The organism is Pseudomonas sp. PSPC2-3 (assembly GCF_049898265.1).
Taxonomy (GTDB): Bacteria; Pseudomonadota; Gammaproteobacteria; order Pseudomonadales; family Pseudomonadaceae; genus Aquipseudomonas; species Aquipseudomonas veronii.
In genome coordinates, this window is record NZ_JAFCXJ010000008.1 from 412,292 (window position 1) to 425,843 (window position 13,552).

A 13,552-nucleotide genomic window follows, 5' to 3' on the forward strand; every position below is an offset into this window, starting at 1 on the left:
GAAGGTTGAGCTCCAAGCGTTGCGACAAAGTCGGTAATTGTAACGGCCCGAGGTGCCGCCTGTCAGTTGCTGACTGAGCCTATTACGGTTTGCGGGAAATGTGGTGGCTAAGACAAACAATGGCGCGTTTTGACTCAATATGTAGTGCCAATATGCATATAGTTTTCGGAGGGTTACGGACAAGTCGTGCTGCCCGCTCCACTAGTGGCCTTCTGGAACCCGCGTATTTACTGGGCTGCAGCGAGATGGCTTTTTTGGGTAAGCGCTTTTTGTTGTAGGACGCGCATTGCTCCGGGGGCGGCCGGGCGGCATAATGTAGCCCCTTTTTTCAGCCCCTACATGTGGAAGGTTCCCGTGACTCAGAAGCCCGACCAGTGTCTTGGTGAATGGATCGACCGTGAAGCACTCGCTGAAGCGATGATCCCGCTTATCGGTCAGCTGTACCGCAATAACAATGTGGTGAGCTCGATCTATGGCCGCAGTCTGATCAACCAGTCAGTCATCGCGATTCTCAAGGCGCATCGCTTTGCTCGCCATCGTTCGACCAACGACAGCGAACTCTCCGTCCACGAAACATTCCCTCTGCTCAAAGCCATGAGCGAGCTCAAGCTCGGCGCGGCTTCGGTAGACCTGGGCAAGTTGGCCGCCAAGTTCCGCGCTGAAGCCAACGGCCGTTCCGTCGAGCAATTCGTGCGTGAAGAAATGGCCGACGTGGTCGGCAAGCAGAACGCCTCCGCCCGTAAAGGCACTGACGTTGTGCTCTACGGCTTCGGTCGTATCGGCCGCCTGCTGGCACGCATCCTGATCGGTAAAACCGGTGGCGGCGACGGCCTGCGCCTGCGCGCCATCGTGGTACGCAAGGGCGCCGAGAACGACCTGGCCAAGCGCGCGAGCCTCTTGCGTCGCGACTCGGTACACGGTCCGTTCAACGGCACCATCGTCATCGACGAAGAAAACAACACCATCACCGCCAACGGTAACCTGATCCAGGTGATCTACGCGAAGAACCCGACCGAGGTGGATTACACCCAGTACGGCATCAAGGACGCCCTGCTGGTGGATAACACCGGCGTATGGCGCGACGCCGAAGGCCTGGGCCAGCACCTGACCTGCCCGGGCGTTGCCCGCGTTGTCCTGACCGCGCCTGGCAAAGGCAAGCTGAAGAACATCGTTCACGGCATCAACCACACGGAAATCACCGCTGACGACAAGATCGTGTCCGCCGCTTCCTGCACCACCAACGCCATCGTGCCGGTGCTGAAGGCAGTCAATGACAAGTTCGGCATCATCAACGGTCACGTCGAAACCGTTCACTCGTACACCAACGACCAGAACCTGATCGACAACTTCCACAAGGGCAATCGCCGTGGTCGCAGCGCCGCGCTGAACATGGTGATCACCGAGACCGGTGCCGCCACCGCTGCCGCCAAGGCCCTGCCTGAGCTGGCCGGCAAGCTGACCGGTAACGCGATCCGCGTACCGACGCCTAACGTGTCGATGGCCATTCTCAACCTGAACCTTGAGAAAGCCGCTACTCGCGACGAGATGAACGAGTACCTGCGCTACATGGCGCTGCACTCCGATCTGCATAAGCAAATCGACTTCGTCAACTCCCAGGAAGTGGTCTCCACCGACTTCGTTGGCTCGCGCCACGCCGGTGTGGTGGACGCGGAAGCGACCATTACCCAGGACAACCGTGTTGTGCTGTACGTGTGGTACGACAACGAGTTCGGCTACAGCTGCCAGGTCGTTCGTGTGATGGAAGACATGGCTGGGGTCAACCCGCCTGCATTCCCGCGCTAAGCGTTCAGGTTGAATGAAAAAGCCCCGACTGGTTCGGGGCTTTTTTCTGCCTGTGGGTTTCGGCTGTGTGGGAGGCATCGCGCGCAAGCCCGCGCCTACAGGGGCATGCATTTTTTCAGGCGATACGCCGTCAACTGTGGCCGGCCAAGGTGAGACGATCCGCCTCATTGGTGAGCGCCGGGAGTGCGAACATCAGCCATAAACAGATAACGGCATGCCGCATAATGGGCGGTCCTGCCAGGGTGTGTGCCTGCGGGTTAATTCACTTTTCGACGGCGATCAGGTTTATGGGCAATCTGCGACAGATAGTGATGGTGTGCGGTTTTGCGGCGCTGGCCGGCTGTGGCGGCGATACGCTGGAGCAGTTTGGGGGCCCGACCATGGGCAGCACCTATTCGATCCAGTATGTCAGAAGCTCCACGGCACCTACGCCGAAAGAGCTGCAGCGCCAGGTGGAAAAAATCCTGGGGGATGTCGACCGACAGCTGTCGACCTACCGCAGCGACTCGGATATCGAGCGTTTCAACAATCTGCCCGCCAATAGCTGTCAGCCGATGCCTGCGCCGGTGCTGCAACTGGTGCGTACCGGCGAGCAACTGTCCCAGGCCAGCGCGGGTGCGTTCGACCTGACGGTGGAACCGCTGCTGAACCTGTGGGGGTTCGGGCCCCAGGCCCGGCAACTCAAGGTGCCGGACGCCGCGACGCTGGCCGAGGTGCTTCAACGGGTCGGTCACCAGCATCTGCGCATCGACGGCGAACAGCTGTGCAAGGACGCCGCCGTCGAGGTCGACTTCAACAGCATTGCTGCCGGTTACGCGGTGGATCGTATCGCCGAGCTGTTGAGCGGCTTGGGTATCCATCACTACCTCGCCGAAGCCACCGGCGAACTCAAGGCTGCCGGCCACAAACCGGATGGTTCGCCCTGGCGCGTCGCGCTGGAAGAGCCTCGCGATGACCAGCAGGTCGCCGAAAAAATCATCCGCGTAGACGGCTTTGGTGTGTCCACATCGGGTGACTATCGTAATTATTTCCAGCAGGGTGGTCGGCGCTATTCCCACACCCTGGATGCGCGGACCGGCGCGCCGATTACCCATCAACTGGCATCGGTGACAGTGTTGCACCCGTCGGCGCTGATGGCCGATGGGTTGTCGACGTTGCTGTTGATCCTTGGGCCGGAGCAAGGCTGGGACTACGCCGAACAGCACCAGATCGCCGCGTTTTTTGTGCAGCGCGAGGGGGATGTTTTTGTCACGCGCAGTAATCCGGCGTTCGAACAGATGACCGCTGTGAAACCGTAATCCACGCTGTGTAGTAAAGGCAAAACTGGCCTACGACGCGACCAAGGGTTAATGTGCGCGGCGTTGAGCCTTATATAGACTGTGCCCCGGTTCACACACTTGAGCCAAATTGTCCTTCATGACCGCTGGCCGCGGCATGATTTAGCCAGGCGTCAAACCGCGCGCCTGGCCTGTTCTGAGGAGTACGCATGGCTGTCTACAACTACGACGTGGTAGTACTGGGTTCCGGCCCGGCTGGAGAAGGTGCGGCGATGAACGCCGCGAAGGCAGGGCGCAAGGTGGCAATGGTCGATAGCCGTCGCCAGGTCGGCGGAAACTGCACCCACCTGGGTACCATCCCGTCCAAGGCCTTGCGTCACTCAGTGCGCCAGATCATGCAGTTCAATACCAATCCGATGTTCCGGGCCATTGGCGAGCCGCGTTGGTTTTCGTTCCCGGACGTGCTCAAAAGCGCGGAAAAAGTCATCGCCAAGCAGGTGGCGTCGCGGACCGGCTATTACGCCCGTAACCGTGTCGACCTGTTCTTCGGCACCGGCAGCTTCGCCGACGAGCAAACCGTCGAAGTGGTCTGCTCCAACGGCGTGGTCGAGAAGCTGGTGGCCAAGCACATCATCATCGCTACCGGGTCGCGCCCGTATCGCCCGGTGGATATCGATTTCCTCCACCCGCGTATCTACGATAGCGACACCATCCTCAGCCTGGGCCATACCCCGCGCAAACTGATCATCTATGGCGCCGGCGTGATCGGCTGCGAATACGCCTCGATCTTCAGCGGCCTGGGGGTGCTGGTAGAGCTGGTGGACAACCGTGACCAGTTGCTGAGCTTCCTCGACTCGGAAATTTCCCAGGCGTTGAGTTATCACTTCAGCAACAACAACATCACCGTGCGCCACAACGAAGAGTACGAGCGCGTCGAAGGCCTGGACAACGGTGTGATCCTGCACCTCAAGTCCGGCAAGAAGATCAAGGCCGACGCCTTGCTGTGGTGCAACGGTCGTACCGGCAACACCGACAAGCTGGGCATGGAAAATGTCGGGGTCAAGGTCAACAACCGTGGCCAGATTGAAGTGGACGAGAACTATCGCACCTGCGTGTCGAATATCTACGGTGCCGGCGACGTGATCGGCTGGCCAAGCCTGGCCAGCGCCGCCCATGACCAGGGCCGTTCGGCCGCCGGCAGCATTGTCGACAATGGCAGCTGGCGCTATGTGAACGACGTGCCGACCGGGATCTACACGATTCCGGAGATCAGCTCGATCGGTAAGAACGAACACGAACTGACCAAGGCCAAGGTGCCTTACGAAGTGGGCAAGGCGTTCTTCAAGAGCATGGCGCGTGCGCAGATCGCCGGCGAGCCGCAAGGCATGCTGAAGATTCTGTTCCACCGTGAAACCCTGGAAGTCCTCGGCGTGCATTGCTTCGGCTACCAGGCTTCGGAGATCGTCCACATCGGCCAGGCCATCATGAACCAGCCGGGCGAGCAAAATACCCTCAAGTATTTCGTCAACACCACGTTCAACTACCCGACCATGGCGGAAGCCTATCGGGTCGCGGCCTACGACGGCCTCAACCGGCTTTTTTGAGCGGCTCCGGCCGGTGGCCTGAGCCGGCCGGGGAGACCGATTTCAGTAATTCTCGAGCGTGGCAGTGGCCAAACCGGGAAAGTCTGTAATCAGGCTATCTACGCCGAAGTCGGCGAGCCTGCGCATCAGCGCAGGTTCGTTGACTGTCCACACCGACACGTGCAATCCCTGGCGCTGGGCTTTTTCCAGACGCTCGGGGGTACACAACGTCCAGTTCAACGCCAGAAACTCACAGCCATAGTTTTGCGCGACCTTCAGCGGGTCGAGCCAGGCGTATTCGGCCACCAGCCCGCGCGACAGGTCCGGGGTGAGTTCCACCGCCGCTTTCAACACTTCCCGTGAGCTTGAGGTCACTGTGACCTTGTCCATGAGGCCGAAACGCACGGCCATTTCCCGGATCGCCAGCACGGTGGTCGCGGCGCGGGTGCGCGAGGCGCTTTTGACTTCCAGTTGCCAGTGATCGAAGTCGCACTTTTCAAACAGTTCTTCCAGGCGCGGGATCGGGCAGGGGTTGATCCAGCCGGGGCCGCCTTTGCGGGCGTCCATCTTCACCAGGTCTGCCGCCGAATACTCGACGACTTTGCCGCGCCGGTCGGCGGTGCGCTTGAGGGTCGGGTCGTGGATGACCATCAGTTCGCCGTCCATGGACAGGTGCAAATCCAATTCGCAACGGCGTACACCGTGCTTGAGGCACTGCTGGAAGCTGGTCAGGGTGTTTTCTGGTGCTTCGCCTTTGGCACCGCGGTGGCCGTAGATCAGGGTCACAGTTGCTCCTTTGCGCCAGGTCGTCTGGCGGGGTGAATACGAATTCAGGTGTCTTTGGCGTCGCTCTGTTCCCGCGCCAGGCGCCGTTGCTGCGCCTGTTTCTGCAGGATGTAGCGCGCCAGCAGTTGGCGTTGGGCGTCGGTCATCGATTCGAATTCCGTGCCAATGGCAAAAGCGCCGCCCTTGGCATCGCAATGGGTGACCCGCGCCCGTAACAGCAGGCCCAGCGCCTGGGGCATCAGCACCAGCTTGACCGCCAGGTGGGCGTCGAGTGCCAGGGGCGTCGGGTGCAGGAAGTCGATGCCGCCTTCGGAAATGATCACCGGCTGCGGTGCGCCGACTTCATCCAGTAGGCCGCGCGCCATGATCTGGCTGAGCAGATCCAGGCGTTTGTTCTGGATTCGGAGGAGGGCGGCCAGGCTGCGATCTTTCTCGCTGAGCTGGCGCAACAGGTGTTGGGCTTCGAATTCGCTCAGGTGCAGTTCACTGAGTAGATTGAATAGCGGCGAATCATCCAGCAACACTTCCTTGCTCGCCGCTTCGGGGGCGGACAGGCTTTTGATTTGAAGTGCGATCATGTCGTCGATACGGTAGTATTCGCGGCGTTCTTCTTCATCTAATGTCGACATGGCGAACCCAAAGTAGCGGTAATGGTCTGAGTGTAAAGCTGCTTACCAGACCCCGCCACCGGGACGTCTTCTTTTCCTCCGAACAAGCCCCGACATGTTCAGACCTCTCTTCGTATTTATTGGCACGCGTTATACCCGTGCAAAGCGTCGCAATCATTTTGTGTCGTTCATTTCCTTGACCTCGATGATCGGTCTCGCCCTTGGCGTGGTCGTGATGATCGTGGTGTTGTCGGTGATGAACGGCTTCGATCATGAGATGCGTACCCGCGTGCTGGGCATGGTGCCCCACGCGACCATCGAGTCGGGTGAACCGATCAGCGACTGGCAAAGCCTGGCCGACAAGGTCAAGCAGAACCCCAAGGTCGTGGCCGTGGCGCCGTTCACCCAGATGCAAGGGTTGCTGACCAATGACGGCAAGGTGCAGAAAATCCTGCTCAATGCCATCGACCCGGTCCAGGAGCGCAAGGTCTCGATCATCGACAAGTTCATGCTGCAGGGCAAACTTGACGACCTGGCGCCCGGCAGCTTCGGTATCGTCATCGGCGACAAGGCCGCAGCCAAGCTCGGCGTGGGCATCGGCGACAAGCTGACCTTCGTCGCCCCGGAAGTCACCGTGACCCCAGCCGGCATGTTCCCGCGCATGAAGCGCTTTACCGTGGTCGGCACCTTCCACGTCGGCGCTGGCGAGATCGACGGCTACCTCGGCCTGACCAACCTCACCGACCTGGCACGTCTGCATCGCTGGAAGCCGGACCAGGTGCAGGGCCTGCGCCTGAAGTTCAACGACTTGTTCGACGCCCCGCGCGGCGCCTGGGAAATCGCCCAGCACCTGGGTGAAAGCCAGTACTACGCCCGCGACTGGACCCGTACCCACGGCAACCTGTACCAGGCCATCCGCATGGAAAAAGCCATGATCGGCCTGCTGTTGCTGCTGATCGTCGCCGTCGCGGCCTTCAACATCATCTCCACCCTGGTGATGGTGGTGAACGACAAGAAGGGCGACATCGCCATCCTGCGCACCCTGGGCGCCACGCCGGGGCAGATCATGGCGATCTTCATGGTGCAGGGCACGGTGATCGGCGTGGTCGGCACCTTGATCGGCACCGCGCTGGGCATTCTGGCGGCGCTCAACGTCAGCGCTGCCATCGCCGGCCTCGAAACCCTGATCGGCCACAAGTTTCTCAACGCCGACGTCTACTTCATCGATTACTTGCCGTCCCAGGTTCAGGCCCAGGACGTGCTGATGGTGGGCGGCGCTGCGTTGGTCCTGAGTTTCCTTGCCACCCTGTATCCAGCCTGGCGCGCGGCACGTACCCAGCCAGCACAGGCCTTACGTTATGAGTGAATCGGGCATGAGTGAAAAAGCAATCCTGAGCTGCCGCAACCTGGGCAAGTCCTACGAGGAAGGTCCGGAATCGGTGGTGGTGTTGTCCAACCTGCAACTTGAGCTGCACCCCGGCGAGCGCGTGGCGATCGTCGGCAGTTCCGGTTCCGGCAAAAGTACCTTGCTCAACCTGTTGGGCGGCCTCGATACGCCGTCCCAGGGCAGCGTGTGGCTGGCCGGCGAAGAACTCTCGGCCCTCGGCGAAAAGGCCCGCGGCCAACTGCGCAACCGTTCGTTGGGTTTCGTGTACCAGTTCCACCACCTGTTGCCGGAGTTCACCGCCCTGGAAAACGTGTGCATGCCGCTGCTGATCGGCAAGACCGCGATCCCAGAGGCGCGCCAGCGTGCCAAGGCTTTGCTGGAGCGCGTTGGCCTCGGCCATCGCCTGGAGCACAAACCGGCCGAATTGTCTGGCGGTGAGCGCCAGCGTGTGGCGATTGCCCGTGCCCTGGTGAACAACCCGGGCCTGGTGATGCTCGACGAGCCGACCGGCAACCTCGATTCCCACACCGCCCAGGGCATCAAGGACTTGATGCTCGAACTGAGCACCCAGATGCGTACCGCGTTCCTGGTGGTGACCCATGACATGAGCATGGCCCGGCAGATGGACCGCGTACTGCACCTGCAGGAAGGTCATCTGGTCGCCATCTGACCTGTTTCAAGCCCGGTGCATGACGCCGGGTTTTTTCATTTTTTCAGGCGGTGCAAGCGAATGTTCAGACCGTTATCGATTTTCATCGGCACGCGCTATACCCGCGCCAAGCGCCGCAACCGTTTTGTTTCGTTTATCTCGATGACCTCGATGATCGGCCTCGCCCTGGGCGTGCTGGCGATGATCGTGGTGTTGTCGGTGATGAATGGCTTTCAACGCGAAATGAGCTCGCGCATCCTCGGCATGGTGCCTCACGCCACCATCGTCGGCGTGAACCCGATCGACAACTGGCAGCCGGTGGCTGCGGCGGCGATGAAGAATCCCGAAGTGACTGCCGCAGTACCGTTCACGCAGATGGACGGTATGTTCTCCTACAAGGGCGCGATGCAGCCGATCGAGATCAGCGGCGTCGATCCGGCCCAGGAAGGCAAGGTGTCGATCGTGGCCCAGCATATCGTCCAGGGCAAACTGGAAGACTTGAAGCCCGGCGAGTTCGGCGTGGTGGTCGGTGAAATCACCGCGCGGCGCTTTCGCCTGAACGTGGGCGACAAGCTGACCCTGATCGTCCCGGAAATCAGCAGCGCGCCGGGTGGCATCACCCCGCGCATGCAGCGATTGAACGTGGTCGGTATCTTCAAGGTCGGCGCCGAGCTGGACGGTTCGATGGCGTTGATCCATATGGCCGACGCTGCAGAAATTCAGCATTGGCAGCCGAACCAGGTGCAGAGCGTGCGCCTGGCGGTGAAGGACTTGTACGCGGCGCCCAAGGTCTCGGCGGACATCGCCGCCAGCCTCGGTGCGGCCTACAAGGCGGATGACTGGACCCACACCCAGGGCAGTCTGTTCAGCGCGATGAAGATGGAAAAAACCATGATCGGCCTGCTGTTGCTGATGATCGTCGCGGTGGCGGCGTTCAACATCATTGCCACGTTGATCATGGTGGTGAACGACAAGGGCGCGGACATCGCGATCCTGCGGACCATCGGCGCCACGCCACGGCAGATCATGGCGATCTTCATGGTGCAGGGCACGGTGATCGGTATCATCGGCACCCTGATCGGCGGTGTGCTGGGCGTGATTGCGGCGCTCAACGTCAGTGAGCTGGTGGGTTGGCTGGAGCGCGTGAGCGGGCAGCATATCTTCAGTTCGGACGTGTACTTCGTCAGCAACCTGCCCTCGCAATTGCAGGGTGGGGATGTGCTGCTGATCTGCTCGGCCGGGTTTGTGTTGAGCTTTTTGGCCACGGTTTACCCGGCGTATCGGGCGGCGAAGATCGAGCCGGCGCATGCCCTCAGGTATTCGTAGGATTTAAGACCGCTATCGGGAGCAAGCCCCTCCCACATTTTGATCTGTGAATACATTCAAAATGTGGGAGGGAGCTTGCTCCCGATAGCGCCGGCACAGCTTGCATCAACCCCCCCTGGCAACTCGATCACAAACCGCGTCCACCCCGGCTCAGACTCGCAATAAATCCGCCCGCCATGCGCCCGCACAATCGACTGGGTAATCGCCAGCCCCAGCCCCGCGTGTTCACTGCTGCCTTCATGCCGCGCCGGGTCGGCCCGGTAGAAGCGGTCGAACAACCGCGGTAACACCTCCGCGGGAATGCCTTCGCCGCTGTTCTCCACTGTCAGCGTCACGCCTTGTGCGCCCTGCGCCAGATGCACCCGCACTTCGCCGCCCGCGGGCGTAAAGCGCAGCGCGTTATCCAGCAGGTTCGACAATGCCCGGCGCAACATGCCGCGATCGCCGGTTGTGTGAGCCATACCCTCGCGCACCAGGCTGACGTGTGCGTCTTCCGCCAGCAAGACGAAGAACTCCAGCAGCGCGTCCACTTCGTCCGCGAGCTTCAACGGTTCGCGCGTGGGCGCCAACAGCCCGTGATCGGCCTTGGCCAGGTACAACATGTCGTTCACCAGTTGCGCCATCCACTGCAACTCTTCCAGGTTGCTGTGCAGCGCCTCGCGGTAATCCTCCAGCGGGCGCGGCTGGGTGAGGATGACTTGGGTGTGGGTCAACAAGTTCGACAGGGGCGTGCGCAGTTCGTGGGCGATATCGGCGGAGAACGCCGAGAGGCGCTGGAACGCGTCGTCCAGTCGGCCCAGCATGGCGTTGAAGGCCTGGGCCAGTTCCGCCAGTTCCACCGGCATGCCCTGCTCGGGCAAACGCTGGGTCAGGGAGTGGGCCGACACGCTGGCGGCCACTTCGCCCATGCGCCGCAACGGTCGCAGCCCGCTGCGCGCCGCCCAGGCGCCGAGCAGCGCGGTGGCCAGGGCCGAGAGGCTGACCGTGAGCCAGATCAAATGCTGCATGCGTTGCAGGAAGTGCTGATGGTGGGTGATGTCGAGCATCAGGCTCAGTTGCGGCGAGTCGGGTTGGCCCGGCCTTAGCGGCGCGTTGTACACGCGGTAGTCGATGCCGGCGTTTTGCAGGCTGTGCAGGCCGGGCGACTCGGGCAGGGCAATGGTCGGCGCGCCGTCAAACCAGCGCTGGCCGGCGGCGGTGATGCGTACTGCGAGGTCGGGCTGGCGATTGAGCTCGGCGCGCAGTTGCGCTTCGCGCTGGGCGAATAGCTGCGGTGAGTCGACGCCCTGCAAGGTGCTGCGCAGCGCCACCAGTTTGCTTTCGAGCAGTTGCTGGTCCAGCTCGACAAAATGCGCCTCGCTGGCGCGGTTGAACAGCACGCCGGCGAGCAACGAGACCACCGCGGTGCAGGCCGCAAACAGCAGGGCCAGGCGGCTGGCCAGGGACAGTCGCTTGATCAACTGCATCGTTCCTCCAGCACATAACCCATGCCGCGCACGGTGTGGATGAGTTTATTGGGGAAGTTGTCGTCGATTTTCAGGCGTAGGCGGCGGATCGCCACTTCGATGATGTTGGTGTCGCTGTCAAAGTTCATGTCCCACACCTGGGACGCGATCAGCGACTTGGGCAATACTTCGCCCTGGCGCCGCAGCAGCAGTTCGAGCAGGGCGAACTCCTTGGCGGTGAGGTCGATGCGCTGGCCGTCGCGCTCGACGCGGCGGCGGATTAGGTCCAGGCGCAGGTCGGCCAGTTGCAGGGTGGTTTCCTGCGGTGCGCTGCTGCCACGGCGCAACAGGCTGCGCACCCGCGCAAGCAGTTCGGAGAAGGCGAACGGCTTGACCAGATAATCGTCGGCGCCCAGTTCCAGGCCGTGTACGCGGTCTTCCACTGCGTCGCGGGCGGTGAGAAACAGCACCGGGACGTCGAGGCCAGCGCTGCGCACGGCCTGTAGGATCTGCCAACCATTGCGACCGGGCAGCATCACATCGAGGATCAGCAGGTCGTAATCGCCGGTCAGCGCCAAGTGTTGGCCGCTGGTGCCGTCGGCCACCAGCTCGGTGGTAAAACCGGCTTCGGTCAGGCCTTGGCGCAGGTAATGGCCGGTTTTGGGTTGGTCTTCGACGATCAGCAGTTTCATGGGCAGCTCTTGGCGGCGGGTCACGTCAGGCTTTATACCGTGGTGGCCAGGGGAGGGGCGCAACCTGACAAAGTTGTAATCTAGCAGTCAGCTGGCTGGCAGCGCTGCAATCTTAGAGTGGTCCTCAGACTGATCCCACACCTTTGGAGAATTGAGATGGCATTGCGTACCCCCTTGTTGTTGGCGGGCTGCCTGTTGGCGTTGAGTGTCGGAGCAATGGCCGGCCCGGCCCACACCTATGCATTCGGCCAGCCGGCATCTGCCGATAAGGCCACGCGCACCGTGGAAGTGGTGCTGCAGGATATGTCCTTTTCGCCCAAGTCCCTGGACGTAAAGGCCGGTGAGACCGTGCGCTTTGTACTGGTCAACAAAGGCCAGTTGCTCCATGAGTTCAACCTGGGCGATGCGGCCATGCATGCGGAGCATCAGAAGCAAATGATGCAGATGCAGGCCAGCGGCATGCTGAACGCCACCGGCATGGGCAAGATGGACCACGGCGCCATGGAGCACGGCAATATGGGCAATATGGGCGGGATGAAGCACGATGATCCCAACAGTGTTCTGGTCGGACCGGGTAAAACCGCCGAGTTGACCTGGACCTTCAGCAAAGCCACCGGGTTGGAGTTTGCCTGCAATATTCCCGGGCACTACCAGGCGGGCATGGTCGGCAAGATCAACGTCGATTGAGCCGCTGCGGCAACTGACGGTGTCGATGCGGCGGTTGTTAGAGGCGGGGGCAAAGGCTGGTAGACTGGTGGGGTTAATTTAGCCAGGTTTCCGCCATGCATCCCGCAGCCGAACATTCGCCGCTGGGCAAGTCCAGTGAATACATCTCCACCTACACCCCTTCGTTGCTGTTCCCGATTCCGCGCGCCGCGAAATGGGCCGAGCTGGGCCTGAGCGCCGAGACCCTGCCGTACACGGGCGTGGATTTCTGGAACTGCTTCGAACTGTCCTGGCTGCTGCCGTCGGGCAAGCCGGTGGTGGCCATCGGTGAATTCAGCATTGCGGCCGACTCGCCGAATATCATCGAGTCCAAGTCCTTCAAGCTGTACCTCAACTCGCTGAACCAGACCGTGTTTGCTGATACGCAAAGTCTGGAGGCGACGTTGCGCACCGACCTCAGCGCTGCTGCCGGCAAGCCGGTGGGCGTGCGCGTGCGCAGCCTGGCCGAGGTTGAAGCCGAAGGCGTGGTGGCGTTGCCGGGAGTGTGCATCGATGACCTGGATATCAGCGTCAGCAACTACGAACATCCGCGTCCGGAACTGCTGCGTTGCGATGACTCGCGCATTGTCGAGGAGAGCGTGTACAGCCACCTGCTCAAATCCAACTGCCCGGTCACCAGCCAGCCCGACTGGGGCAGCGTGGCCGTGCAATACCGCGGCGCACAGCTGGATCACGCCAGCCTGTTGGAGTATCTGGTGAGCTTTCGCCAGCACTCGGACTTCCATGAGCAGTGCGTGGAGCGGATTTTCCTGGACTTGAAGCGCCTGCTGAAGCCGGAGAAGTTGACGGTATATGCGCGGTATGTGCGGCGGGGCGGGTTGGATATCAACCCGTATCGCAGTACTGAGGCGGTGCCGTTCCAGAACCTGCGCCTGGCGCGCCAGTAACCTTTACACAAACCCAATGTGGGAGGGGGCTTGCCCCCGATAGCGGAGTGTCAGTCACAGTCTCTGTGCCTGACCCACTGCTATCGGGGGCAAGCCCCCTCCCACATCGCACAGCTGGATCACGCCAGCCTGTTGGAGTATCTGGTGAGCTTTCGCCAGCACTCGGACTTCCATGAGCAGTGCGTGGAGCGGATCTTCCTGGACTTGCAGCGCCTGCTGAAGCCGGAGAAGTTGACGGTATATGCGCGGTATGTGCGGCGGGGCGGGTTGGATATCAACCCGTATCGCAGTACTGAGGCGGTGCCGTTCCAGAACCTGCGCCTGGCGCGCCAGTAACCTTTACACAAACCCAATGTGGGAGGGGGCTTGCCCCCGATAGCGGA

The 13,552-nt window shown here is 61.4% G+C and carries 12 protein-coding genes and 1 pseudogene; 9 read left to right on the forward strand and 4 right to left on the reverse strand.

Annotated elements, in window-relative coordinates:
* The first annotated feature begins 339 nt into the window (after positions 1-339).
* The 3 genes from ACP7E3_RS20550 (at position 340) to sthA (ending at position 4,684) form a co-directional block, all read left to right on the forward strand.
* Positions 340-1,803, forward strand: coding sequence for a glyceraldehyde-3-phosphate dehydrogenase (locus ACP7E3_RS20550; protein ID WP_046384318.1), 1,464 nt, complete (start codon positions 340-342; stop codon positions 1,801-1,803).
* Between the two features lie 287 nt (positions 1,804-2,090).
* A complete protein-coding gene (locus ACP7E3_RS20555) occupies positions 2,091-3,101 on the forward strand; it encodes an FAD:protein FMN transferase (RefSeq protein WP_426124207.1) in 1,011 nt (336 codons plus the stop codon).
* Between the two features lie 188 nt (positions 3,102-3,289).
* The gene (sthA, locus tag ACP7E3_RS20560) at positions 3,290-4,684 is read left to right on the forward strand and encodes a Si-specific NAD(P)(+) transhydrogenase (RefSeq protein ID WP_046384317.1); all 1,395 of its coding nucleotides are present in this window, start codon (positions 3,290-3,292) and stop codon (positions 4,682-4,684) included.
* A gap of 42 nt (positions 4,685-4,726) precedes the next feature.
* Here sthA and ACP7E3_RS20565 read toward each other — a convergent pair whose 3' ends face one another.
* On the reverse strand, positions 4,727-5,449 hold the full coding sequence (locus ACP7E3_RS20565) for a glycerophosphodiester phosphodiesterase (RefSeq protein WP_017848786.1): 723 nt from the start codon (positions 5,447-5,449) through the stop codon (positions 4,727-4,729).
* 44 nt (positions 5,450-5,493) lie between these two features.
* Positions 5,494-6,078, reverse strand: coding sequence for a PilZ domain-containing protein (locus ACP7E3_RS20570; RefSeq protein WP_017848787.1), 585 nt, complete (start codon positions 6,076-6,078; stop codon positions 5,494-5,496).
* Between the two features lie 94 nt (positions 6,079-6,172).
* On the opposite strand from ACP7E3_RS20570, the gene ACP7E3_RS20575 reads away from it, so the two are divergent.
* Genes ACP7E3_RS20575 through ACP7E3_RS20585 form a run of 3 tightly spaced genes read left to right on the forward strand, consistent with a single transcriptional unit; the run spans position 6,173 to position 9,419 of the window.
* Entirely contained in the window at positions 6,173-7,423 is a 1,251-nt protein-coding gene (locus ACP7E3_RS20575) for a lipoprotein-releasing ABC transporter permease subunit (RefSeq protein ID WP_128191937.1), read from the forward strand.
* A 7-nt stretch (positions 7,424-7,430) separates the two neighbouring features.
* Positions 7,431-8,114 carry a lipoprotein-releasing ABC transporter ATP-binding protein LolD gene (gene lolD, locus ACP7E3_RS20580; protein ID WP_017477213.1) on the forward strand — a complete coding sequence of 228 codons (684 nt, stop codon included), beginning with the start codon at positions 7,431-7,433 and terminating at the stop codon, positions 8,112-8,114.
* Positions 8,115-8,174: 60 nt separating this feature from the next.
* A complete protein-coding gene (locus ACP7E3_RS20585; protein WP_046384315.1) occupies positions 8,175-9,419 on the forward strand; it encodes a lipoprotein-releasing ABC transporter permease subunit in 1,245 nt (414 codons plus the stop codon).
* A 56-nt stretch (positions 9,420-9,475) separates the two neighbouring features.
* Here ACP7E3_RS20585 and ACP7E3_RS20590 read toward each other — a convergent pair whose 3' ends face one another.
* Together ACP7E3_RS20590 and ACP7E3_RS20595 are read right to left on the reverse strand one after the other, a co-directional pair.
* Positions 9,476-10,879: a heavy metal sensor histidine kinase gene (locus tag ACP7E3_RS20590; protein ID WP_046385342.1), complete on the reverse strand. Its 1,404-nt coding sequence runs from the start codon at positions 10,877-10,879 to the stop codon at positions 9,476-9,478.
* Positions 10,876-11,556 carry a heavy metal response regulator transcription factor gene (locus ACP7E3_RS20595; protein WP_046384314.1) on the reverse strand — a complete coding sequence of 227 codons (681 nt, stop codon included), beginning with the start codon at positions 11,554-11,556 and terminating at the stop codon, positions 10,876-10,878. The genes ACP7E3_RS20590 and ACP7E3_RS20595 overlap by 4 nt, the downstream gene beginning before the upstream one ends.
* Before the next feature lie 156 nt (positions 11,557-11,712).
* Between ACP7E3_RS20595 and ACP7E3_RS20600 the strand changes: the two genes are divergently transcribed.
* The 3 genes and pseudogenes from ACP7E3_RS20600 to ACP7E3_RS20610 all read left to right on the forward strand — a co-directional run.
* Positions 11,713-12,243: a cupredoxin domain-containing protein gene (locus ACP7E3_RS20600; protein ID WP_426124211.1), complete on the forward strand. Its 531-nt coding sequence runs from the start codon at positions 11,713-11,715 to the stop codon at positions 12,241-12,243.
* A gap of 95 nt (positions 12,244-12,338) precedes the next feature.
* Positions 12,339-13,169: an NADPH-dependent 7-cyano-7-deazaguanine reductase QueF gene (gene queF / locus ACP7E3_RS20605; protein ID WP_261755030.1), complete on the forward strand. Its 831-nt coding sequence runs from the start codon at positions 12,339-12,341 to the stop codon at positions 13,167-13,169.
* Between the two features lie 81 nt (positions 13,170-13,250).
* Positions 13,251-13,505 (forward strand): annotated as a pseudogene (locus tag ACP7E3_RS20610) (NADPH-dependent 7-cyano-7-deazaguanine reductase QueF); the annotation flags it as partial.
* Between the last annotated feature and the right edge of the window lie 47 nt (positions 13,506-13,552).

What these genes read in the sequence shown, in the direction of transcription:
- ACP7E3_RS20550 (WP_046384318.1), top strand. Translation starts at nt 340, where the DNA reads ATGTGGAAGGTTCCCGTGACTCAGAAGCCCGACCAGTGTCTTGGTGAA.
- ACP7E3_RS20595 (WP_046384314.1), bottom strand. Translation starts at nt 11,556, where the DNA reads ATGAAACTGCTGATCGTCGAAGACCAACCCAAAACCGGCCATTACCTG.
- lolD (WP_017477213.1), top strand. Translation starts at nt 7,431, where the DNA reads ATGAGTGAAAAAGCAATCCTGAGCTGCCGCAACCTGGGCAAGTCCTAC.
- ACP7E3_RS20555 (WP_426124207.1), top strand. Translation starts at nt 2,091, where the DNA reads ATGGGCAATCTGCGACAGATAGTGATGGTGTGCGGTTTTGCGGCGCTG.
- ACP7E3_RS20575 (WP_128191937.1), top strand. Translation starts at nt 6,173, where the DNA reads ATGTTCAGACCTCTCTTCGTATTTATTGGCACGCGTTATACCCGTGCA.
- sthA (WP_046384317.1), top strand. Translation starts at nt 3,290, where the DNA reads ATGGCTGTCTACAACTACGACGTGGTAGTACTGGGTTCCGGCCCGGCT.
- ACP7E3_RS20585 (WP_046384315.1), top strand. Translation starts at nt 8,175, where the DNA reads ATGTTCAGACCGTTATCGATTTTCATCGGCACGCGCTATACCCGCGCC.
- queF (WP_261755030.1), top strand. Translation starts at nt 12,339, where the DNA reads ATGCATCCCGCAGCCGAACATTCGCCGCTGGGCAAGTCCAGTGAATAC.
- ACP7E3_RS20600 (WP_426124211.1), top strand. Translation starts at nt 11,713, where the DNA reads ATGGCATTGCGTACCCCCTTGTTGTTGGCGGGCTGCCTGTTGGCGTTG.
- ACP7E3_RS20570 (WP_017848787.1), bottom strand. Translation starts at nt 6,078, where the DNA reads ATGTCGACATTAGATGAAGAAGAACGCCGCGAATACTACCGTATCGAC.